Below are 22,443 nucleotides of genomic sequence, written 5' to 3' on the forward strand. Positions count from 1 at the left end.
CTTTTCCGGCTCTGGCGGGAAAGGCATGGCCCTGCCTAGAATCGGCCACCAGGACAAGGTGTCCACAGGAGCAGGGGAAGGATGCACAAGACGATTCTGGCGGCCGCACTGGCCGTCATCGGGGGCGTTGCCGCAGGCAGCGTGGGGGCGGTGGACCTGACGCAGTACCTGCGCCGGGAGACCTTCACCGACATCAAGATTTCGCCGGGGGGCGAGTACGTAGCGGCAACGGTGCCGAGGGAAGACAGCACCGCGATCGCGATCCTGCGGTTGAAGGACAAGCAGCTGGTCGGCAGTTTCTGGCCACCCAGCCGCAACCACGCGCAGGAATTCGACTGGGTCAGCAACGAACGCCTGTTGATCGGCCTGGCCCAGAAGTGGGGCTCGCTCGACCAACCCAATCCCACCGGCGAACTCTATGCCGTCGACGCCAACGGCAACCGTGGCGAGCTGCTGGTCGGCTATCGCGTCGAAAGCAAGGGCCCGGGGACCCGCATCCAGCCGAAGAAAGTCGAAGCAGTGGCCGCCTTCCTGGCCGACGACCTGCCGGGCGACGAGCGCAACGTGCTGGTGACCGTATGGCCGCTGGCCGAGGACCCGTTCACCCGCGTCGATCGCATGGATGTGACCACCGGCCGCCGTGCGCGGGTGGCATCTTCGCCGGTACGGCGCGGCGAATTCACCACCGATGGCGCCGGCGAGGTCCGCTTCGTGCACGGCTCGGGCAGCGACAACATCAACAAGCTGTATTTCCGCGAACGCAGCGGCGACACCTGGAAGCTGATCAACGACGAGGCGGTCAGCAAGCGCATCGAAACCGCCCTCGGCTTCTCGGCCGATGACAGCCTGGCCTACCTCAACGTCGAGCAGGCCCAGGGCCCGGATGCGATCGTCAGCTGGAACCCGCAGACCGGCGAGCGTGCCACGCTGCTGCGCGACGAGGTGGTCAATCCGTATCGCATCATCCATCGGCCCGGCACCCACGTGCCGGTGGGCGCGCTGTATCTGGGCGATACGCCGCGTACCCGGTTCTTCGACGAGAAGTCGCCGGAGGCGCGCCTGTACCGCAGCCTGGAAGCGGCCTTCGGAGGGCCCGTCTACATCACCTCCAGCACCCGCGATGGCCGTGTCGTGCTGGTGGAAACCTGGTCGGGCTCGAACCCGGGCGATTTCTACGTGTACGACACGGTGGCGCGAAAGGCCGATCACCTGATCAGCCGTAGCGACTGGATCGACGTGGACCGTAGTGCCAGCGTGAAGCCGATTGCACTGAAGGCGCGCGACGGGCTGCCGCTGCATGGCTTCCTGACCCTGCCGGCCGGCAGCGACGGGCGCAACCTGCCGATGGTGGTGATGCCGCATGGCGGCCCGTTCGACATCTTCGATTCCGGCCAGTACGACCGCGAAACGCAGATGCTGGCCGCGGCCGGTTATGCCGTGCTGCAGGTCAACTTCCGTGGTTCGGGCAACTACGGCCGGGCCCACACCCAGGCCGGTGCGCAGCAGTGGGGCGCGGCAATGCAGGACGATGTCACCGATGCCACCCGCTGGGCAATCAGCGAAGGCATCGCCGACGGCCGTCGCATCTGTATCTACGGCGCCAGCTACGGGGCCTACTCGGCGATGATGGGTGCCGCCCGTGAACCCGGGTTGTATCAGTGCGCGGCGGGCTATGTCGGGGTTTACGACCTGCCGATGATGTACACCCGCGGCGACATCCAGGACCGGGGTTCAGGCGTGACCTATCTGCGCGAATGGCTGGGGGATCCGGCCAAGCTGGGTGCGGTGTCGCCGGTGAACCTGGCCGAACGGATCAAGGTGCCGGTGTTCCTGGCCGCCGGTGGCGAAGACAAGCGCGCGCCGATCCAGCACACCGAACGCATGGAAGCGGCGCTCAAGCGCGCCGGCACGCCGGTGGAAAGCCTGTACTACAAGACCGAAGGCCACGGCTTCTACACCGAGGCCCATCGCAGCGAGTACTACGACAAGTTGCTGGCCTTCCTGGCGCGCAGCCTGGGTGGCAAGACCGCGACGGCCGCGCCTGCGACCGGCAAGGACAAGGCGCCCTGAGCTGACAGGGCGGCGGATGAACGTTCCGCCGCCCTGGTTTTCCGCAAGCGCGGGGTTTACTTCACCCCGTGCATCATCTTCTTCAGCAGCGGTGCGGCGATGAAGGCCGCCAGTGCGCAACCCAGGCCGATCCACATCAGCAGCCAGAACAGGTGCGCGTAGGCGCCGGCTGCGGCCACCATGTCCAGCGATTCGCCTTCCGGCACCTCGATCGCGGCCAGCTTGCCGAACAGCGCGGCCAGCGTCTCCGAGAATGCGGTGGCCAGGAACCAGGTGCCCATCATCAGGCTCATCACCCGCGGCACGGCCAGCTGGGTCACTGCCGACAGGCCGACCGGCGACAGGCACATCTCGCCGCTGGCCAGCAGGAAGTAGGCCAGCACCAGCCACCACACGCTGGCCATCTCGCCAGTGGCGCCCACCTGCTGCGCCGCCAGTGCCAGCGGTACGAACGACAGTGCGCCGATCACCAGGCCCCAGGCCGACTTCACCGGCTTGCCCGGCTCCCAGCCGCGGCGGTCCATCCACGTCCACAGCGCGGCGAATGCCGGCGCCAGCAGCACCAGGAACAGGCCGCCGAGATAGGTGAGCGAGCCGGCGGTCTGCGGGATCACCAGGCAGTCGCGCACCAGCAGCACCAGCATCAGCACGACAATGGCGGCGAAGAACATGCGCGGCGCAGCCGAGCCCGGGCGCCGTTCCGACAGGCGCGCGCTGACCACGAAGCCCAGCGGTGCCAGCAGCAGCGAGAGGATCGACCACGGCAGCGGCGTGCCGCCGGTGATCACCAGCGAGGGCACGATGTCCTTGGTCAACAGGCGGTCGGTGAAGGTCACCCACGAGCCGTAGGACTGCTCGTACATGGTGAAGAACACCAGCGCCAGGAAGATCAGTACCATCAGCGCGATCATCTGCTGGCGCTGCACCGGCGTGCACTTGCTGCCGGTGAACCAGGCGAACCAGACCAGCACGCCGCCCAGCACCACCAGCATCAGCATCAGCGCCAGGCTGATTTCACCGCCCAGCGCGAACGCGCCGTTGCCGGCAGCCCACATCAACCACGCCACCGGCAGTACACCCAGCACCGCGCACAGATAGATGAGCCATTCGCGCGGCAGTCCCAGCACCTTCTGCTTCAGCGCGGCCGGTTGCGGCGGTTCGGCATGGCCCTGCAGGTACTTCTGGCCCCACAGGAACATCGCCAGGCCGGCCAGCATGCCGATGCCGGCAGCACCGAAACCATACTTCCAGCCATAGGCCTCACCGAGGAAGCCGCACACCAGCGATGAGAACAGCGCGCCGAGGTTGATGCCGGCGTAGAACAGCGAGAAGCCCGAGTCGCGACGCGGATCGTCCTTGGCGTACAGCTTGCCGACGATGGTGGAGATGTTCGGCTTCAGGAAGCCAACGCCCATGATGATCAGCGCCAGCGACAGGTAGGTCACCGCCAGTGCCGAGGTGTCGCGCACCACTTCGCCGTTCACCCGGTACGCGGCGTGGCCCTCGAAGGCCATGCCGAGGTGGCCGAGCACCAGCAGGATGCCGCCGAACAGCACCGCCCGGCGCATGCCCAGCCAGCGGTCGGCCAGCATGCCACCGAACACCGGGATGCAGTACACCAGGCCGCCATAGGCACCGAGCAGGTCCAGGCCGGCCTTGTCGCCGAACAGGTGGTACTTGGTCAGGTACAGCAGCAGCAGCGCCTTCATGCCGTAGAAGGAGAAGCGCTCCCACATTTCGGTGAAGAAGCAGACGTAGACGCCCTTGGGATGGCCCAGGAAGTCGTCGGAAGCGATAGCGGTGGAATTCATCGCGGAATTATAGGCCTGTGGCCTGATCCGCTTTCAGTAGATCCACGCCATGGATTGCCGGACTGGCCTGGGCGATCACAGGTATCGCAACCACGGCAGATCGCGCCTTCGCGCCTTGAACCGCGCGAAGGCCTGCGTCGGCGGGTACAGCACCACCGCCAGCACACAGGCCACCAGCAGCAGGCCGGCGACCGAATCCAGCGCGTACAGGTCACCGTGTGTCGGGCCCCAGATTGCCAGCGCGCCCAGGTACAGCCCCTTCAGCACATACAGGTGCAGCAGGTAGAAGAACATCGGCGCAGCGCCGATATCGGCCAGCGGCTGCAGTGCCCGCGCCAGCGGCGGCCATTCGTACAGCCGCAGCAGCAACATTCCCACCCCCAGGGTCAGCAGCAGGAACTGCAAGGACGGCGGGTATTTGGTGACATTGAAGATGCTCAACCACGTGCGCAGCGTAGTGGTCTGGTACGACCAGGGAGCATCCCCATACTGGTTGGCGAACCGCAGCAATGCGAACAGGGCCAGCGCGCCGACGCCTGTCCACAGCAGCCAGCGCTGGCGCTGCTCCGGCGCGCGCTCGCGGGCGAACCAGGGCCCCATCAGATAACCCAGCGCGATCACCCCGATCCACGGCAGCACCGGATAGGAGGTACGCAGGCGCAGCGCGCCAGCCTCGATCCAGCCGCGCTGATGCAGCACTTTCCACAGCACCGCCAGCAGGCCATCGCCTTGCACCCGCATGCCGTCGAACAGGTTGTGCCCGGCCACCACCGCGATTGCCAGCATCAGCAGGGCCGGGCGTGGCAGCCACAGCAGGCCGGCCAGCGCGATCATGCTCAGCCCGATGGCCCAGATCACCTGCAGGTACAGCGTGTGCGGCGGCAGCTGGAAGGTCCAGGCGAAGTTCACCAGGGTCAGTTCCAGCACCACCAGGAACAGCCCGCGCTTGAGCAGGAAGGCGGCTGTGGCCCGGCGCGGATCCGGCTGGCGCTGGCCGTACAGCCAGGCCGACAGGCCGGTCAACAGGACGAACACGGGTGCGCACAGGTGGGCCAGCAGACGGCAGGCGAACAGCGCAGGGGAGACCGTGGCTGCGTCCATCGGGTCGCTCACCTGGTGCTGCAGGAAGAAGGTCTCGCGCACGTGGTCCAGCAGCATCAGCAGCATCACGGTGCCGCGCAGCTGGTCGATGGAGGCCAGGCGGGGAGAGGGGGAAGGGGGCATGCGATGCAGTAAGAACAAGGAAGCATTAAGATATAACATATCATTTGCGGTGCGCCCATCCGGACTTTGCCGGGTCGGTCGATTGCCGTGCCACGTGTTGGCCCGTTGCGCTGCAGCGCACGCCCCCATCCTTTGGCACGCTGGACTTGATCTGCCCTGAACGCTAGCGTGACAGGGATTTTTTGCCAGCAGGGGCTTCCATGAACCACGACGCTGCGCCCAAGCAGCTCACCTTCCGCGCAGTGGCCCTGGCCATCGTGCTGGCGGTGGTGCTGTCGGCCGCCAACGCCTACCTCGGCCTGTTCGCAGGCCTGACCATCGCCACCGCCATTCCCGCCGCGGTGATTTCCATGGGCGTGCTGCGCCTGCTGGGCGGTGGCTCCATCCTTGAAAACAACATCGTGCAGACCGGTGCCTCGGCCGGTTCATCGATCGCCGCCGGTGTGATCTTCACCATCCCCGCGCTGGTGATCATGGGCTACTGGCCGGACTTCAAGTACTGGTGGGTGCTGGGCATCGCCGGCCTGGGTGGCCTGCTGGGCGTGCTGTTCTCGGTGCCGCTGCGCCGTTCGATGATCGTTGAAGACCCGCTGCCGTTCCCGGAAGGCAAGGCGGCGGCGGAAGTGCTCAAGGCCGGTGAGAACCCGGGTCCGGGCCTGAAGATCCTCGGCCTGTCGGCGGTGATCGGCGCCTTCGTCAAGCTGGCTGCGGAAAGCGGCATGCGCTTGATCCCGGACGCCTGGGCCACCTCGGCCTATGTCGGCAGCTCCAAGGTCACCGCCTTCATCGGCACCAACCTGTCGCCTGCACTGCTGGGCGTGGGCTACATCGTCGGCCTCAACGTCGGCATCGTGGTGGTATCCGGCTCGATCCTGACCTGGCACATCGCCATTCCGATCTACCAGGCGTTCTTCATGAACACCGATCCGGCACTGGCCGCGTCGGTTGCCACCGCTTCGTCCACCGAAGCCGCGTTCGCCATCTGGGGCGCGAAGATGCGTTACCTGGGTGTCGGCGCAATGCTGATCGGCGGCATCTGGACCCTGATCTCGCTGCGCAAGTCGCTGCTGAACGGCGTCAAGAGTGGCTTCGCGGCAGCCCGCAAGAGCGGTGGTCCGGTGCTGGCGCACACCGAACGCGACCTGCCGATGAAGTGGATGCTGGTCGCCCTGGTGGCCTTCGTGCTGCCGCTGCTGGCCCTGTATCAGGCCATCGTCGGCCAGTGGCACGTGTCGATCCCGATGACCCTCATCATGATCGTCGCCGGCTTCCTGTTTGTTTCGGTCTCGGCCTACCTGGCCGGCCTGATCGGTTCGTCCAACAACCCGGTCTCGGGCATCACCATCTCGACCATCCTGTTCGCCTCGGCCGTGCTGGTCGTGCTGCTGGGCGCTGACGGCCTCAAGCCGGTCGGTGCCGGCGGTGCACCGCTGGGTGCGGTGGCCGCGATCATGATCGGCGCGGTGGTGTGCTGCGCCGCTGCGGTCGGTGGTGACAACCTGCAGGACCTCAAGGCCGGTTACATCGTCGGTGCCACCCCGTGGAAGCAGCAGCTGATGCTGGGCATCGGTGCGTTCTCGTGCGCGCTGATCATGGCCCCGGTACTGAACCTGCTGGCCACTGCCTACGGCATCGGCGTGAAGTCCGAGCTGCACCCGAACGCGCTGGCTGCGCCGCAGGCCAACCTGATGGCCTCGGTGGCCAAGGGCCTGTTCGGTGGTGAACTGCCGTGGACCTTCATCGGCATCGGTGCTGTGGTCGGCGCTGCCATCATCGCCTTCGACAGCTGGCTGAAGTCCCGCAACGCGCGCTTCCGCGTGCCGGTGCTGGCCGCCGCCATCGGCATCTACCTGCCGCTGGAACTGATGGTGCCGATCTTCCTCGGCGGCCTGATCGCCCATCTGGTCGAGCGCTTCCACAAGGTGCGCGCCGATGATGAAGAAGGCCGCGACCGCGTGCACAAGCCGGGCGTGCTGTTTGCCGCGGGCCTGATCACCGGTGAGGCACTGATGGGCATCGCCATCGCGATTCCGATCGTGATCAGCAGCCGTGCCGACGTGCTGGCGGTGCCGTTCCACCTGCCGGGCGCACAGTGGATCGGCTTGGCCGTGCTGTTCCTGGTCGGCTGGCTGATCTACCGCACCGGCAAGTACGCCAAGGCGTAAGCAATGGGGTCGGACGCCTTCCCGCAGGGAAGGGCTCCGACCCCGCGCTGACGGCGTCTGGGGTCAGAGCCGATTCCGCCGGAATCGGATCCGACCCCGGCGTCCCCACAAACCCCGCTTCGGCGGGGTTTGCTGTTTCTGGCGATTGCCCGCCTGCAGCCATGACCGATGGCCTTGGCAGCCCCGGCCATGCGGGCCTACCATCGGTTTTTTGCCGTCCTGCGGAGACCCCGATGAAACTGCGTCATGCCCTGCTGCCACTGAGCCTGCTGGCCGCCCTGCCCAGCGTCGCCGCTGCCCGTGGCCTGGAAGTCCGCGACATGGTGGCCATGGACCGCGTCTCCGCGCCGGTATTGACCGCTGACGGCGGCACCGTGGTGTTCGCCAAGCGCAGCGTGGATGCCAATCTCAAGGCCTCCACCGCGCTGTACGCGCGCAACCTGCGCACCCGCGATGCAGCGCCGCCGAAGCAGATCACCTCGGCCGGCTGGAACGTCAATTCCGCTTCGCTGTCGGCCGATGGCCAGACCGTGTATTTCCTCAGTGCCAGGAACGGCAGCCAGCAGCTGTACGCGCAGCCGATCAGCGGCGGCACCCCGCGCCAGCTGACCGACTTCCCGGTCGACGTGGACAGCTACCACGTGTCGCCGCAGGACGACCGCGTGTTGTTCAGCGCCGGCGTGTTCCAGGCCTGCGCCTCGGACCTGGCCTGCACCGAGAAGAAGCTGAAGGAAAAGAAGGACGCCAAGGCCAGCGGCCAGGTATGGGATTCGCTGTTCGTGCGCCACTGGGACACCTGGAACGACGGCCGCCGCAACACCCTGTTCGTCGCTCCGCTGCCTGCGGCCAAGGCCGGTGCAGTCAAGGGCGCCTCGGCACTGAGCGCGACCATCGATGGTGATGCGCCGTCCAAGCCGTTCGGCGGCAATGATGACTTCGCGTGGTCGCCGGATGGCGCCAGCGTAGTGGCCAGCATCCGTGTGGCTGGCAAGCAGGAACCGTGGTCGACCAACTTCGATCTGTACCGCTTCGACGCCGCGGGCAAGCAGGCGCCGGTCAACCTGACCGCCTCCAACCCGGCCTGGGATGCCGGCCCGGTGTTCAGTGCCGACGGCAAGACGCTGTTCTACCGCGCGATGAAGCGCCCGGGCTTCGAGGCCGACCGCTTCGGCCTGATGGCGATGGACGTTGCCAGCGGCAAGACCCGCGAGATTGCCCCGCAGTGGGATCGTTCGGCCGGTGGCATCACCCTGTCCGCCGACGGCGCCAGCATCTACACCACTGCCGATGACCTCGGCGAACACCCGCTGTTCCAGATCGACGTGGCCAGCGGCAAGGCCACCAAGCTGATCGGCGACGGCAGCGTGACCGCGGTCGACGTGGCCGGCAACAGCGTGGCGATCACCCGCAACAGCCTGAAGAGCAACGACCAGGTGCTGGTCGGCCTGCTGCCGGCCACGGGCGAAGCCATCGGCGAACTGCGCGCGCTGACCCCGGCCGCAGGCGAGGTGCTGAAGGACGTGTCCTTCGGCGACTACGAGCAGTTCGAGTTCAAGGGCTGGAACAACGACACCGTGCACGGCTACGTGGTCAAGCCGCACAACTACCAGGAAGGCAAGTCCTACCCGGTGGCGTTCCTGATCCACGGCGGCCCGCAGGGCAGCTTCGGCAATGGCTGGAGCTACCGCTGGAACCCGCAGACCTACGCGGGCCAGGGCTACGCGGTGGTGATGATCGACTTCCACGGCTCCACCGGCTATGGCCAGGCATTCACCGATGCGATCAGCCAGCACTGGGGCGACCGCCCGCTGGAAGACCTGCAGAAGGGCTGGGATGCGGCGCTGAAGAAGTACGCCTTCCTCAACGGTGACAAGGCCTGCGCGCTGGGCGCCAGCTACGGCGGCTTCATGGTCAACTGGATCGCCGGCAACTGGAACGGCCCGTTCAAGTGCCTGGTCAACCACGACGGCGTGTTCGACCAGCGCATGATGGGCTACGCCACCGAAGAACTGTGGTTCACCGAGTGGGAACAGGGCGGCACGCCGTACCAGAAGGCCGCCAACTACGAGAAGTTCAACCCGGTCAACCACGTGGCGGACTGGAAGAAGCCGATCCTGGTCATCCACGGCCAGCAGGACTTCCGCATTCCGGTCGAGCAGGGCCTGGCCGCATTCACCGCCGCCCAGCGCCAGGGCATCGAATCGAAGTTCCTGTATTTCCCGGATGAAAACCACTGGGTGCTGAAGCCGAACAACAGCATCCTGTGGCATGACACCGTTAATGCCTGGCTGAAGCAGCACATCGGCAATTGATGATTGCAGCGCCGCCCTTCGGGGCGGCGCTTTTGTTTCACCCTCTGCTTTACCGGTGGGTGCCGACCGTTGGTCGGTGCACCTTCCGGATCTGCCGCCAACAGCAGCCGGCCAGCGGCCGGCTCTACCAGAGCGCCTGCATGCCTTCGACTGCCCTGATCCAGAACGACATCGTCGTCTTCGGTTTGATCGCCGCCACCCTTGGCGCCGTGTTCTGGACCGCCTCGCGGGAGCAGGGCCTGTGGAAGCGCGTCTACACCTTCGTGCCGGCACTGCTGCTGTGCTACCTGATTCCCGGCATCTACAACACCGTCGGCCTGATCGACGGGCAGAACACCCGACTCTACAACCCGATCGCGCGCGACATCCTGCTGCCGGCGGCGCTGATCCTGCTGACCCTTGCGGTCGACATCAAGGGCATCCTGCGGCTTGGCCCGAAGCTGGTGCTGATGTACCTGGGTGCCTCGGCCAGCATCATGCTCGGTGCGGTGGTGGCGTTCCTGCTGATGCGTGCCGTGCATCCGGAAACCGTGGCCGGCGACACCTGGGCCGGCATGGCCGCGCTGGCCGGCAGCTGGATCGGTGGCGGCGCCAACATGCTGGCGATGCGTGAAGTGTTCGACGTCAATGCGACCACCTTCGGACAGTTCGCGGTGGTCGACGTGGGGGTCGGCTACGTATGGATGGCCGCGCTGATCTTCCTGGCCGGGCGCGCGGCGAAGATCGACGCACGCAGTGGTGCCGATACCTCGGCCATCGATGAGCTGAAGGAGCGCATCGCGCGCTTCCAGGCCGAACACGAGCGCATTCCCAGCCTCACCGACCTGATGCTGATCGTGGCGGTGGCCTTCGGCGGTGTCGGCCTGGCTCACGCCATTGGCACTCCGCTGGCGGCGTGGTTCAAGGCGAATGTCAGCTGGGCTGCGCAGTTCAGCCTGGACGCGCCGTTCGTGTGGGTGGTGGTGCTGTCGACCACGCTCGGCCTCAGCCTCAGTTTCACCCGTGCGCGCAACCTGGAAGGTGCGGGCGCATCGCGCCTGGGCTCGCTGCTGCTGTACTTCCTGATCGCCTGCATCGGCATGCAGATGGATCTGCTGGCGCTGCTGGATCGCCCGTGGCTGTTCCTGCTGGGCATCATCTGGATCAGCGTGCACATCGTGCTGCTGTGGTGCCTGGGCAAGCTGCTGAAGGTGCCGTTCTTCTATTTCGCCATCGGTTCGCAGTCGAACATTGGTGGCCCAGCCTCGGCGCCGGTGGTGGCCGCGGCGTTCCATCCGGCCCTGGCGCCGGTCGGCGTGCTGCTGGGGACGATGGGTTATGCCACCGGCACGTACCTGGCCTACATCGTCGGCATTACCTTGCGGACGCTGGCCGGGCAGGGGTGATTGTGCACGGGGCGATGGGGCAGATCCTGTAGAGCCGAGCCCGCGCTCGGTTGCATTTGTGCAGGTAACAGCGAAGAGCAGCCGAGCATGGGCTCGGCTCTACAGTAGATCCACGCCATGCGTGAATGGTGCGCACCAAGGTCCGCACCCACCAGCGGCGGTTACGCCGCCTGCAGCAATCCGCGTTCGATCAACCACGCCTTCGCGTCTTCGGCGTCCTGTTCAAACCACGCTTTCGTAGATCCCAACCGATACGTATATCCCCACGCATCCATGTCGGCCATCAGCCGCTGGCTGCCGACACCGGGCAGCTGCCCGGCCAGCACGATCTGCAGGTAGCAGGTCGCGTCTTCCTCGGCCACCGAGTCGGTGGCATCGGTATGCACCTGCGCACGCCGCTCCGGTGGCAGTACGATCAGGTGGCAGGCCTCATGCAGCATCGAGTGCACGGGCGTGTCATCGCGCACGTACACGTTGCTGGCGATGATGCCGGCCTCTGGCTCGCCCCAATAGCTGCCGGGAATCGGTTCGCCGGGCGCCACGTGGTGCAGCCGAAGGCCATGCGCGGCGAGCAGGCGCTGCGCGTCGGCGAAGGCGATGTCGCCCACGCAGGTGATGTCCACGGCGGTTGTCGTATCGGTCATGCGGGTCAGGCAGCCCCGCCCATGCAGGCACGGGCGGGGCTGGGGATCAGGGTTTGTCCGGGCCTTCGGGCAGCGCCACGGAAATGTCCAGCACGTCGTGCTGGCCATCCTTCACCAGGTCGACCTTCACTGCATCGACGTCGATGTTCACGTACTTCTTGATCACTTCCAGCAGCTCGCGCTGCAGCAGCGGCAGGTAGTCCGGGCCACCGCGGTGGCTGCGTTCCTGCGCGATGATGATCTGCAGGCGGTTCTTGGCGGTTTCGGCGGTGGTCTTCTTCGCTTTGAGGAAATCAAACAGGCCCATGCTTACCCTCCGAACAGCTTGCTGAAGAAGCCCTTCTTCTCGACGTTGGTGAAGCGCATCGGGCGTTCTTCGCCGAGGATGCGCGCGACGGCGTCTTCATAGGCCTGGCCGGCAGCGGATTCGACATCCAGGATGACCGGCTCGCCCTTGTTGGAGGCGTTGAGCACGTCGCCCGACTCAGGAATCACGCCGATCGCCTTCAGGCCGAGCACTTCCTCGACGTCGGCGATGCTCAGCATCTCGCCGCTTTCCACGCGCACCGGGGTGTAGCGGGTCAGCAGCAGGAAGGCCGGCACGTCCTGGCCGGACTCGGCCTTGTGGGTCTTCGAGTCGAGCAGGCCGATGATGCGATCGGAGTCGCGGACCGACGACACTTCCGGGTTCACCACCACCACCGCGCGGTCGGCGAAATACATCGCCAGGAAGGCACCCTTCTCGATGCCGGCCGGGGAGTCGCAGATGATGTACTCGAATCCGTCGGCGGCCAGGTCCTTCAGGACCTTGCCCACGCCTTCCTGGGTCAGTGCGTCCTTGTCGCGGGTCTGCGAGGCGGCCAGCACGTACAGGTTGTCAAAGCGCTTGTCCTTGATCAGGGCCTGCTTGAGGGTGGCTTCGCCGTGCACGACGTTGACGAAGTCATACACCACGCGGCGTTCGCAGCCCATGATCAGGTCGAGGTTGCGCAGGCCGACGTCGAAGTCGATCACCGCCACCTTCTTGCCGCGCCGGGCCAGGCCGCAGGCCAGGCTCGCGCTGGAAGTGGTCTTGCCGACGCCGCCCTTGCCGGAGGTGACTACGATGATTTCAGCCAAAGGACTTCTCCTGATGATTCTGTTTGGGGGCTGCGTCAGTCCAGCGCAGCGATCTTGATCTGGTCCTGTTCCAGCCAGACCTGCACGGCCTTGCCGCGCAGGTTGTCCGGGACATCGTCCAGTACCTTGTAATGGCCGGCAATGGCGACCAGTTCCGCATGGAAATCACGGCAGAAAATGCGTGCCGCGGTGTTGCCCTGGGCCCCTGCCAGCGCGCGGCCGCGCAGGGTGCCGTAGATGTGGATGCTGCCATCGGCAATGACCTCGGCGCCGGCGCCGACGGTGGCCATCACGGTCAGGTCGCAGTTTTCCGCGTACAGCTGCTGGCCCGAACGCACGTTGCCCAGCTGCATGCGGCCCGGCTTCGGTGCAGCCGCGTCGGCCACCTTGGCCACCGGCGTTGCCGGGGCGGGCTTCGGTTCGGCACGGGCTGCGCGGCGCGGCTCCGGTGCAGGCGGCGGCGGGGCCGGTTCGGCCTCGGCACGCTCGTACTGCGCGCGAAACTTGGCCAGCAGCGGCAGGCCGAGCTGCTGCGAGAGCAGGTCGATCGCGCTGGTGCCATAGGCCAGCGCCACCGGCAGCACGCCGGCGCTGCGCAGGCCATCGACCAGCGCCTGCGCGGTGGCCACATCCGGCACCTGGCTCAGGCCGCCGAAGTCGAGGATCACCGCGGCACGGCCGAACAGCTTCGGGGCGCGGGTCACGCGCTCGCGCATTTCCTGCACGAGGCGTTCGACATCAAGGGTACGGATGCGCAGGTTGGCGATGCCCACCTGGCCGATCTTCAGTTCACCGGCTTGTTCGTAATCGAAATTCACCGCCACGCTCAGGTCCCCGTCGGCCGCTGTGCCTGCGCCGGCAGCTGCCGTGCGCGTGTCCATGCCACATCCGGCAGCTTGCCGCCGTAGGTCTCCTTGACCCAGGGGTAGCTGCACAGTTCCTTGGCCAGCATGCTGGCGCGCACATCGACCTGCGGCATCGTGTTCTGGCCCAGCTCGCGGAAGCCGAAGCTGCCGTGGAAGAGCAGGGCGGCATCGGCGCCATGGTCGAGGAAGACTTCGCAGGTCATCTGCGGGTAGCGCAGCTCGGCGAAGCTCTGCGCGTCGGCATAGAACGCACGGCCGACGCCGCCGCCACGACGGCGGCTGGCGACCACGATGCGGTCGATATAGAAGAACGGGGTGTCCAGCTGCTGCTTGAACCAGGCGAAATTGCTGCTGTCGTGCTGGCTGTCGCTGCCAAAGCCGATCAGGAAGCCGGCCAGGTTGCCGTCGCGCTCGGCGACGCGGAAGTATTCAGCGGTCTCATAGAACAGGCGCAGGCGGGCCGCATCCAGGGGAAGGATGGCCAGGCCAGCATTGTTGTTCAAAGCCAGGACGGAATCGAGCTCGTGCTCGCGCACGTCGCGGATGACAATCGACATTGTGACTCCGTGGGGTAACGCGGTTGGTCCATCAAGGGACCCTGCGCACGATTATTGCATGCCCGGGGTGGGCTGCGGCATGAACAGGCGACTGCGGAGGCATGACTTCCGTGGGAGTGCGCGACGCAGGCCGGGCCCGTAGAGTGCTGGCATGTTGGGAGTCCTCAGCCATACCCGCGTCCTCCGCCTGGCCGGCCTGTTCACCTGGGTCATGGTCGGCCTGCCGCTGGCGTACTCGCAGTTCGAGAACCTGCACAGCCGCGCTGACATGGGCGGCTGGGCGATCCTGCTGTTCGTCGCCTACTTGTCCTTCGGCACGGCCTACTACTGGCTGACCCGCATCCTGCGCAGCGACAGCCACACCAGCTGGCTGGACCGCGGCCTGCTGCTGTTGCTGACGGTCTCGGCGCTGGGGGTCAGCTTCCTCAGCGGGTCGGGCCTGGGCAGCATCCTGATGATGGTGGCCGCCGGGGTCATTCCGTGGATGCTGTCGGTACGGCTGGGGGTGCTGTGGCTGCTGGTCAGCCAGCTGGCCGTGGCTCCGGTCTATTACCTGCTGCTGCGCTTCCCGCTGTTCGAAGCGGTGATGCAGTCGCTGCTGTACGGCGGCTTCTCCATGTTCATCTTCGTGACCAGCCTGGTCGCGCGGCAGCAGACCGAGGCCCGCGACGAGCAGCGCCGGCTTAATTCGGAATTGCGCGCCACCCGCGCCCTGCTGGCCGAGAGCGCGCGGGTCAACGAGCGCACCCGCATTTCGCGCGAACTGCATGACCTGCTGGGCCACCAGCTGACCGCGCTGACCCTGAACCTGGAGGTCGCCGGGCACCTGGCCGAGGGCCAGGCCCTCGATCACGTGAAGCGCTCGCACGCGCTGGCCAAGCTGCTGCTGGGCAATGTGCGCGAGGTGGTGAGCCAGCTGCGCGAGACCGGCGCGATCGATCTGGCTGCGGCGCTGCGCCCGCTGACCGAGAACGTGCCCTCGCTGGACATCCAGCTGGAGATCGAGGATCCGCTGAACGTGGAGGACCCGCAGCGGGCCCACGTACTGCTGCGCTGCACCCAGGAGATCATCACCAATGCGGTGCGCCATGCCAGTGCCCGCCACCTGTGGATCAGGGTGTACCGTGAAGCCCCCGATCGGGTGGTGGTCGAGGCGCGCGACGACGGCGTCGGCGCGGATATGGTCAATGTGGGCAATGGCTTGCGCGGCATGCGCGAGCGCCTGCAACAATGTGGTGGCCAGCTGCAGATCGAAACCCGCCCCGGTGAGGGTTTCCGGCTGCGGGCGACGGTGCCGGCAACGGTGCTGGTGGCGGCCCTTACCAAGGTTCCTGAAGGAGTGCGTTGATGATTCGCGTCTGCCTGGTCGACGACCAAACCCTGGTGCGGCAGGGAATCCGCTCCCTGCTGGCGCTCGACGACGGCATCGAGGTGGTGGCCGAGGCCGGCGACGGCCGGCAGGCGGTCGAGCTGATCCCCCAGGTACGCCCCGACGTGGTGCTGATGGACATGCGCATGCCGGTGATGTCGGGGCTGGAGGCCCTGCAGGTGCTGTCGCGGCAGGAACAGCTGCCGCCGACCATCATCCTCACCACCTTCGACGACGACCAGCTGGTGCTGGCCGGGCTCAAGGCCGGTGCCAAGGGCTACCTGCTCAAGGACGTCACCCTGGCACAGCTGGTCGGTGCCATCCGCACCGTGGCCGACGGGGGATCGCTGGTGCAGCCGTCGGTAACCCAGCGCCTGCTGTCCGGCCTGGAGCACATGCGCAATGAATTCGTCAGCCTGGACCGCCCGGACCCGCTGACCGACCGCGAGACCGAGATCCTGCGGCTGATGGCCAGTGGCTTCTCCAACAAGGAGATCGCCAATTCGCTGGGCGTCGCCGAGGGCACCATCAAGAACCACGTGTCCAACATCCTTTCCAAGCTGGGTGTGCGCGACCGTACGCGTGCCGTATTGAAGGCGTTCGAACTCCAGCTGGTCTGAGAAAAAATCTTTCAAGTACAAAGACTTGGGTCGTGGTCGGGGGTTTCCGCCAAGGTTGCCCCCTACTTGCCGGGTAGCGGTATGCGTTACCCTTCGAATCCTTTGTCCATACAAATACGCAGCCGGCAGGGAAACCGGTGCGCCAATCCCGATAAACAATGCCCGCGAAGCCTGCTAGGATTGGCGCTTCGCTTCAATCAACCCGGCCGTGGGATCGGCCCCGGAGACTCTCTGAATGACCCGTATTATCGAGTTCCTGATCGCCTTGGGGATCGTGGCTGGCCTGTTCGTCATCATTGGCGTATGTCTGCCGGGCGAGCGTCACATCACCGAAAGCATCGAGACCAACCGCAAGATGACGATCGTGTACGACACGGTCAGCAGCCTGCGCCGCTTCAAGGACTGGAACCCGCTGGTACTGCGCGATCCCGCCGTTGATCTGAAGCTGTCCGGCCCGGCCTCGGGTGTCGGTGCCACCCTCGACTTCACCTCCAAGGACCTGGGTACCGGTTCCTGGAAGATCACCGAAGCCGAAGAGAACAAGCGTGTTGTGATCGCCATCGAGGACGCCACCAAGGGTCACGACAAGGTCACCACCTTCAACCTGGAGCCGACCGGCAAGGGCGGTCGCAACGTCAAGATCACCCAGGACTACTCGGTGAAGTACGGCTTCGACCTGTTCGGCCGTTACGCCGGCCTGTATGTCAGCCGCCAGATCGGCGATGACATCAAGATGGGTCTGTCGCGCATGGCCAACATGCTCGCAACCGTGCCGAACGTGGACTACCGCACGCCGGAAGCCCCGCTGACCGACCTGGCCATCGTTGAAGTGCCGGCCGAGAACCTGCTGGTGGTCAACGCCGGCAACGTGGACCGCGGTCAGGACACCATCACCAAGTCCATCAAGGACAACCAGGAGTGGATCAAGCGCGTGATGGAGGCCAATGGCCTTGAAGCTGCCGGTCCGTTCCGCATCATCACCACCGACTTCGGCCAGGAGAAGTACGCTTTCGACATCGCCCAGCCGGTGAAGAAGAAGGGTGCTGAAGGTGCTGCTGCCGACGAGCTGACCGTCAAGATCGACGGCGGCGCTCCGGTCAAGTACGTGCACGTTGCTCCGCACCGTTCGGCGCATGCGGCCTACACCGGCCACATGGCGGGTCTGGACGTGGCGCGCAACGGCCTGCGTGCCTGGGCCGTGACCTCGGGCAACGAAGTCATCGACCGTCCGTACGAAACCTGGAAGGACGGCATCGACAAGTCGTTCACCCCGGAAGGTACCTACGACATCTACTGGGCCGTCAAGTAATCCCCGGCTGACCCATGTAGTGTTGGACACGAAAACGCGCCGCTCATTGCGGCGCGTTTTTTTTTCATCCGGTGCCCGTCAAGGGGCGCTGCGCAAGGAGCCCTCATGTTCAATCTGGAACGTCGCGCACGTAAGCCTTCCCTGTTGGCCTGCCTGGGGGCGCTGTTGGCTGCCGCCTCGATCGGCCTGTCTGCCTATGCATCGCATGGCGTGGCCGACCCGTTGGCGCAGCAGCATCTGAACATGGCGGCGCTGTATGCGTTCGCGCATGGCGCGGTGCTGGTGGCGCTTGGGCCGCGCGCGCAGGGGGCGATCGCACACCTGGCGCTGTACGTGCTGCTGCTGGGTGTCCTGCTGTTTTCCGGCAGCCTGATGGGTGGGGCGTTGTGGCAGTGGCCGACGCGGATGGCGCCGATCGGTGGCACCAGCATGATGGCCGGATGGGTGTTGCTGGCGATCAATGCGTTGAGGCGGTGACGTTCGCAGGGCTGTCGCTCCGATCCATGCCGATGCGATCGTGATGGTTCATGGGCGTTACTTTTCTTTTCGCGCGAAAAGAAAAGTAACCAAAAGAAACGCGCCGCCGGCCGCGAGCCGGTGCTGCGCACCGGTCCCCTGCGCTCCTCGGCCCGTCGAGGGACGGCGCGGAGAGCAGCCGAGCGTGGCTCGGCTATACAGAATCGCACGCACCTCTTCGCCCTCGCCGGACCTGCGGTGCTCGGCTCGCTTGAAGGCGGACCCAACAGCCGCGCGCTGATCCGTTGTAGAGGCTTCGAGCGAAGCGACCGGCTTCTGTCTTTGCCTTCTTGTTCCATCTCGTGGTGGGCGCGCGCGGAATCCGCCCGGACAGCTCCATGAATTTCGCCCTGCGGCCGCCACGAGGGGCTCAGCCGTTGGCCGGTCTCCAGCACCAGTGCCACGGTTCGTAGACGATGCCGTGCGGGTTGTCGCGCGGGTAGCTCAGCTGGAAGCCATGCGCGCCGGCATGGGCCTGCAGCCAAGCAAATGCATCGGTAGCGTCGAACGATTCCTCGGCCGGGGCATCGCCCGGCGTGCCGATGTCCAGCGCATGGCCGCTATTGTGTTCACTGAACCCCGGCGCGGCATTCACCTTCAGGATCTCCGTCACGCTCAGCCCGCGCGCCCGTTTCCGTTCGAAGATGCCCAGCTGGTAGGCATGGCTGCGGAAGCCGGAGATTGCATCCAGTGCGATGCCATCGCGCGCTGCATGCAGGCGCATCCGCCGCCAGCCCTGTGCAGCGCCGCGGCGCAGCCACAGCGGGCGGGCGAAGCGGTCGCGCCCAGCGAAGTGCAGCAGGCACGGTTCGGGTTCCAGCGGCAGGCCGCTGTCGTCGGCATAGCGCTGGGCATCCAGGCCGAGCTGCTGCAGGCGCTGCTGCAGCCCGGCGAGGGGCAGCCACTGCGCTTCCAGATTTGCACCGAATGGCCGGGCCGCGGCTGCATCCAGCAAGGCCAGTGCTTCCTCGGCCCCGGGCTCGCGCGCCAGGCGCGGCACCATGGCGTGCACGCCGTGTTCCACCACCGCCGCCAGGTAACGGCCATCGCATTTGCGCCGCAGCACCCAGTTCGCTCGTGACAGCAGGCGCGCGTCGAGATTGCTGCGCGCACGCAGCAGGTCTGCGGGCCACAGTTCGATGGCTTCGGTATTGATCAGCAGGGGCAGGCGTCGTTGCATCGCCGCAGCTTACTGCCGCGGGCCCGGCACGGCCACCTTGCGCAGTGCTTCCAGCAGCGCCTGTGGCCGATCGAGACTGAGCAGCAGGGTGCTGCCATCGCGGACCGGCAGGGCGAGGACGCGCGCGCGGTTGGTGACCAGCGCGAAGCCCTTGGCGCCGCCCTGCAGGCGAAAGTGGCCGGAATAGAAGCCCGGCATTGCGTAGCCGTTGGTCTTGAAGCGGATGCCATAGCGGGGGTCACGCTGCAGGTCGACCACCTCGGCCTGGTCCAGCCGCAGCTGCGCCACCGGAACGCGGCGGCGGTACATCGTCGAGCGCACATCCAGCACGTTGTCGGCCAGTTCCACCCGGCGACGGAAGAATGCTGCGCCCAACCCGATGCCGAGTACCGCGATCACCAGCAGACTCCAGGCGGCACTGCCGCCCATCCGGAACCAGGGCGGCGACAGCGTTACTTCGATCCAGGGGGCACTGGCCGGCGCCTTGTACAGCTGCGCATACAAGCAGGCCACGAAGGCGGCGAGCAGGGGCAGCACGATCCACAGCACGCGCAACGGCGAGCTCTCGGCCACCTCGTACTGTTTCGGATCGCTGGCGCCCATGGCTCAGGCCTCCTTCTTGAACACCAGCATCGCCGGGCGCATCGGTGCGGGGATGATGATGTTGACCAGCTCCCAGCCCAGTTGGCCCTGGCGGCTCAGTTCGCTCTGGATGTCCTCGGCCTTGAGCAGGCCCATCATGGACGTCTTGACCTCGATCCTCTGGTAGCTCCAGCGCTTGCTCATTCCTTGTCCTCTGAAGATGGCGTGGGTTTCGGCAGGCGGCCTGCCTTGCGCAGGGCGTCGCGCAGCACATACTCGATCTGCGCGTTGAGGCTGCGCAGTTCGTCATCAGCCCAGCGCTGCGCAGCAGCCAGGACGTCGGCATTGATGCGCAGCGGGTAGGCTTTCTTCTCACTCATGGGGGCTCCTGGCGGGGCGGTGGGGCACCCCGTTGCGAGTGTGGCTCAATACAGCGAGCCGGCATTGACGATCGGCTGGGTGCCGCGGTCCGAGCACAGCACGGTGAGCAGGTTGCTGACCATGTGCGCCTTGCGTTCCTCGTCCAGCTGCACCACGCCGTTCTTCTGCAGTTCGGCCAAGGCCATCTCGACCATGCCCACCGCACCAGCAACGATACGCGTGCGCGCGGCGATCACCGCGTTGGCCTGCTGGCGTTGCAGCATCGCCTGGGCGATTTCGGCGGCGTAGGCCAGGTGGCTGATGCGTGCGTCGATCACCTGTACACCGGCATCGGCCAGGCGCTCGGCCAGCTCGTTCTTCAGGTGCTGGGAGATCTCGCTGGCGTGGCTGCGCAGGGCCAGCTGTCCATCCTCGTGCTGGTCGTAGGGATAGCTGGTGGCCATCGCCCGCAGTGCCGATTCGGACTGGATGTGCACGAAGCTCTCGTAGTCGTCCACGTTGTAGACGGCCTCGGAGGCATCGACCACCTGCCAGACGATGACCGCAGCGATCTCGATCGGGCTGCCGTCCAGCTCGTTGACCTTCAGCTTGCCGCTCTCGAAGTTGCGCACGCGCTGGCTGACCCGGCGCTTGGCATAGAAGGGGTTGTTCCAGCGCAGGCCGTTGTCCTTGACGGTGCCGACGTACTTGCCGAACAGGCTCAGCACCGCCGCCTGGTTGGGCTGGATGGTGTACAGGCCGGCCAGGATGAAGACCGCAGCGAAGATCACCAGCATGCCGGCCAGCATCAGCAGCAGGTTCGGTGAGCCGGAACCGGTCCTGGTCGTCGCCCCGAGTACGAACAGTGCGGTACCCGCCAGCGCGACCAGCAGGGATCCGGCCAGGCTGCCCAGGCCGTTCAGGGAGGCAAGCGACTTCTCTTTCATGGCGGTACGTCCTTGAGGGTTCGAATTGAAGATATCAAAATGATATCACTTGTCGACTACCGTTCGTCGGATGCCATGGTCAGGGTGCGCGGCCAGCTAGAATGCCCACCCGCCTTCACGTCGCTGCTGGAACCGCCATGGCCAAGCTTGGAACTCCGTTGTCCCCCTCCGCCACCCGCGTGCTGCTGCTGGGCTCGGGCGAACTTGGCAAGGAGGTGGCCATCGAGCTGCAGCGGCTGGGCGTGGAAGTGATCGCCGCTGACCGCTACGCCGATGCCCCGGCCATGCAGGTCGCCCACCGTTCGCACGTGATCGACATGCTCGATGCGATGGCGCTGCGTGCGCTGATCGCCCAGGAGCAGCCGCACCTGGTGGTGCCGGAGATCGAGGCCATCCATACCGAGACCCTGGTCCAGCTGGAGCAGGAGCAGGGCCTGCGGGTGATCCCGACCGCACGCGCCGCGCGCCTGACCATGGACCGCGAGGGCATCCGCCGCCTCGCCGCCGAAACCCTGGGCCTGCCGACCTCGCCGTACCGCTTCGTCGATACCGAGGCCGAGTACCGCGCTGCCGTGGCCGCCATCGGCCTGCCGTGCGTGGTCAAGCCGGTGATGTCGTCCTCGGGCAAGGGCCAGAGCACGCTGCGCAGCGAAGCGGACATCGCTCCGGCCTGGGAGTACGCACAGACCGGTGGCCGTGCCGGTGCCGGCCGCTGCATCGTCGAGGGTTTCATCGATTTCGATTACGAGATCACCCTGCTGACCGTGCGCCATGCCGGTGGCACCTCGTTCTGCGCGCCGATCGGCCATCTGCAGAAGGACGGCGACTACCGCGAAAGCTGGCAGCCGCAGCCGATGTCGAGCGCGGCACTGGTGCGTGCCGAAGAGATTTCGCGTGCGATCACCGACGACCTTGGCGGCTGGGGCCTGTTCGGCGTCGAGCTGTTCGTGAAGGGCGACGAAGTGTGGTTCAGCGAAGTGTCGCCGCGCCCGCACGATACCGGCCTGGTGACGCTGGTATCGCAGGAGCTGAGCGAGTTCGCGCTGCACGCGCGCGCGATCCTCGGCTTGCCGATTCCGGTGATCCGCCAGAGTGGCCCGTCGGCGTCGTGCGCGCTGTTGGCACACGGCGAGGGTGTGCCGTACTTCAACAATGTCGCCGCCGCGCTGCAGGTACCGGATACCGCCGTGCGCCTGTTCGGCAAGCCGAGCGTGCATGGCCACCGCCGCGTCGGTGTGACCCTGGCGCGCGCGGACACCATCGACGAAGCACGCGCCATCGCGCGTGATGCCGCCGACGCCATCGGCGTCGAGCTGCGCCCCTGAAAAAGGAGCGACGACCAACGGTCGTCGCCTACCGAAACCCGGTGGGTACCGACCGTTGGTCGGTACGCTCAACGTGCAGTCG

Annotated in this window: 21 protein-coding genes; 9 read left to right on the top strand and 12 right to left on the bottom strand. The window is 66.2% G+C overall.

The features are described 5' to 3' along the window. Positions 1–81: 81 nt before the first annotated feature. The gene (locus tag ACM0PY_RS02985; protein ID WP_088496413.1) at positions 82–2,070 is read left to right on the top strand and encodes an alpha/beta hydrolase family protein; all 1,989 of its coding nucleotides are present in this window, start codon (positions 82–84) and stop codon (positions 2,068–2,070) included. Positions 2,071–2,126: 56 nt separating this feature from the next. Here the strand turns inward: ACM0PY_RS02985 and ACM0PY_RS02990 are convergent, their stop codons facing one another. Together ACM0PY_RS02990 and ACM0PY_RS02995 are read right to left on the bottom strand one after the other, a co-directional pair. Beyond that, complete coding sequence (locus tag ACM0PY_RS02990; RefSeq protein ID WP_134970891.1) at positions 2,127–3,881, bottom strand: peptide MFS transporter; 1,755 nt, start codon at positions 3,879–3,881, stop codon at positions 2,127–2,129. 75 nt (positions 3,882–3,956) lie between these two features. After that, on the bottom strand, positions 3,957–5,105 hold the full coding sequence (locus tag ACM0PY_RS02995) for an acetyltransferase domain-containing protein (RefSeq protein ID WP_180884908.1): 1,149 nt from the start codon (positions 5,103–5,105) through the stop codon (positions 3,957–3,959). 200 nt (positions 5,106–5,305) lie between these two features. Here ACM0PY_RS02995 and ACM0PY_RS03000 point away from each other — a divergent pair, with 200 nt between their 5' ends. The 3 genes from ACM0PY_RS03000 to ACM0PY_RS03010 all read left to right on the top strand — a co-directional run bounded on the left by ACM0PY_RS03000 (position 5,306) and on the right by ACM0PY_RS03010 (position 10,967). Further along, positions 5,306–7,270 carry an OPT family oligopeptide transporter gene (locus ACM0PY_RS03000; RefSeq protein ID WP_180884906.1) on the top strand — a complete coding sequence of 655 codons (1,965 nt, stop codon included), beginning with the start codon at positions 5,306–5,308 and terminating at the stop codon, positions 7,268–7,270. A gap of 233 nt (positions 7,271–7,503) precedes the next feature. Beyond that, entirely contained in the window at positions 7,504–9,582 is a 2,079-nt protein-coding gene (locus ACM0PY_RS03005) for an alpha/beta hydrolase family protein (RefSeq protein WP_180884904.1), read from the top strand. A 140-nt stretch (positions 9,583–9,722) separates the two neighbouring features. Beyond that, positions 9,723–10,967, top strand: a complete 1,245-nt coding sequence (locus ACM0PY_RS03010; RefSeq protein WP_180884902.1) for a DUF819 family protein — start codon at positions 9,723–9,725, stop codon at positions 10,965–10,967. Positions 10,968–11,128: 161 nt separating this feature from the next. Here ACM0PY_RS03010 and ACM0PY_RS03015 read toward each other — a convergent pair whose 3' ends face one another. Genes ACM0PY_RS03015 through ACM0PY_RS03035 form a run of 5 tightly spaced genes read right to left on the bottom strand, consistent with a single transcriptional unit; the run spans position 11,129 to position 14,153 of the window. Further along, positions 11,129–11,611: a hypothetical protein gene (locus ACM0PY_RS03015; protein WP_061480387.1), complete on the bottom strand. Its 483-nt coding sequence runs from the start codon at positions 11,609–11,611 to the stop codon at positions 11,129–11,131. A gap of 46 nt (positions 11,612–11,657) precedes the next feature. Next, positions 11,658–11,918 (bottom strand): cell division topological specificity factor MinE, encoded by a 261-nt coding sequence (minE, locus tag ACM0PY_RS03020; RefSeq protein WP_005408532.1) that lies wholly within the window; start codon positions 11,916–11,918, stop codon positions 11,658–11,660. Positions 11,919–11,920: 2 nt separating this feature from the next. Further along, positions 11,921–12,730: a septum site-determining protein MinD gene (minD, locus tag ACM0PY_RS03025; RefSeq protein ID WP_072166930.1), complete on the bottom strand. Its 810-nt coding sequence runs from the start codon at positions 12,728–12,730 to the stop codon at positions 11,921–11,923. Positions 12,731–12,765: 35 nt separating this feature from the next. After that, positions 12,766–13,611: a septum site-determining protein MinC gene (minC, locus tag ACM0PY_RS03030; protein ID WP_049413254.1), complete on the bottom strand. Its 846-nt coding sequence runs from the start codon at positions 13,609–13,611 to the stop codon at positions 12,766–12,768. Further along, positions 13,557–14,153, bottom strand: coding sequence for a GNAT family N-acetyltransferase (locus tag ACM0PY_RS03035; RefSeq protein ID WP_005415684.1), 597 nt, complete (start codon positions 14,151–14,153; stop codon positions 13,557–13,559). The genes minC and ACM0PY_RS03035 overlap by 55 nt, the downstream gene beginning before the upstream one ends. A 151-nt stretch (positions 14,154–14,304) precedes the next feature. Between ACM0PY_RS03035 and ACM0PY_RS03040 the strand changes: the two genes are divergently transcribed. The 4 genes from ACM0PY_RS03040 to ACM0PY_RS03055 all read left to right on the top strand — a co-directional run bounded on the left by ACM0PY_RS03040 (position 14,305) and on the right by ACM0PY_RS03055 (position 17,928). Beyond that, positions 14,305–15,501, top strand: a complete 1,197-nt coding sequence (locus ACM0PY_RS03040) for a sensor histidine kinase (RefSeq protein ID WP_061480385.1) — start codon at positions 14,305–14,307, stop codon at positions 15,499–15,501. Next, positions 15,501–16,142 (top strand): response regulator, encoded by a 642-nt coding sequence (locus ACM0PY_RS03045; protein WP_414609443.1) that lies wholly within the window; start codon positions 15,501–15,503, stop codon positions 16,140–16,142. The genes ACM0PY_RS03040 and ACM0PY_RS03045 overlap by 1 nt, the downstream gene beginning before the upstream one ends. 235 nt (positions 16,143–16,377) lie before the next feature. Beyond that, the gene (locus ACM0PY_RS03050; RefSeq protein WP_005415686.1) at positions 16,378–17,451 is read left to right on the top strand and encodes a polyketide cyclase; all 1,074 of its coding nucleotides are present in this window, start codon (positions 16,378–16,380) and stop codon (positions 17,449–17,451) included. Positions 17,452–17,556: 105 nt separating this feature from the next. Then, on the top strand, positions 17,557–17,928 hold the full coding sequence (locus ACM0PY_RS03055) for a DUF423 domain-containing protein (RefSeq protein ID WP_061480384.1): 372 nt from the start codon (positions 17,557–17,559) through the stop codon (positions 17,926–17,928). 409 nt (positions 17,929–18,337) lie between these two features. Here the strand turns inward: ACM0PY_RS03055 and ACM0PY_RS03060 are convergent, their stop codons facing one another. Genes ACM0PY_RS03060 through ACM0PY_RS03080 form a run of 5 tightly spaced genes read right to left on the bottom strand, consistent with a single transcriptional unit; the run spans position 18,338 to position 21,036 of the window. Continuing rightward, on the bottom strand, positions 18,338–19,147 hold the full coding sequence (locus ACM0PY_RS03060) for a M15 family metallopeptidase (RefSeq protein WP_180884898.1): 810 nt from the start codon (positions 19,145–19,147) through the stop codon (positions 18,338–18,340). A 9-nt stretch (positions 19,148–19,156) separates the two neighbouring features. Continuing rightward, on the bottom strand, positions 19,157–19,750 hold the full coding sequence (locus ACM0PY_RS03065) for a PH domain-containing protein (protein WP_072166927.1): 594 nt from the start codon (positions 19,748–19,750) through the stop codon (positions 19,157–19,159). A 3-nt stretch (positions 19,751–19,753) separates the two neighbouring features. Beyond that, entirely contained in the window at positions 19,754–19,933 is a 180-nt protein-coding gene (locus ACM0PY_RS03070; RefSeq protein ID WP_180884896.1) for a DUF4177 domain-containing protein, read from the bottom strand. Next, positions 19,930–20,109, bottom strand: coding sequence for a type II toxin-antitoxin system antitoxin (locus ACM0PY_RS03075; protein WP_005415691.1), 180 nt, complete (start codon positions 20,107–20,109; stop codon positions 19,930–19,932). The genes ACM0PY_RS03070 and ACM0PY_RS03075 overlap by 4 nt, the downstream gene beginning before the upstream one ends. Before the next feature lie 45 nt (positions 20,110–20,154). Beyond that, positions 20,155–21,036: an SPFH domain-containing protein gene (locus ACM0PY_RS03080; RefSeq protein WP_180884894.1), complete on the bottom strand. Its 882-nt coding sequence runs from the start codon at positions 21,034–21,036 to the stop codon at positions 20,155–20,157. A gap of 137 nt (positions 21,037–21,173) precedes the next feature. Between ACM0PY_RS03080 and purT the strand changes: the two genes are divergently transcribed. After that, the gene (purT, locus tag ACM0PY_RS03085) at positions 21,174–22,361 is read left to right on the top strand and encodes a formate-dependent phosphoribosylglycinamide formyltransferase (protein ID WP_180884892.1); all 1,188 of its coding nucleotides are present in this window, start codon (positions 21,174–21,176) and stop codon (positions 22,359–22,361) included. Positions 22,362–22,443 lie beyond the last annotated feature (82 nt).

This window comes from Stenotrophomonas sp. BR163, assembly GCF_047520985.2.
Taxonomy (GTDB): domain Bacteria; phylum Pseudomonadota; class Gammaproteobacteria; order Xanthomonadales; family Xanthomonadaceae; genus Stenotrophomonas; species Stenotrophomonas sepilia.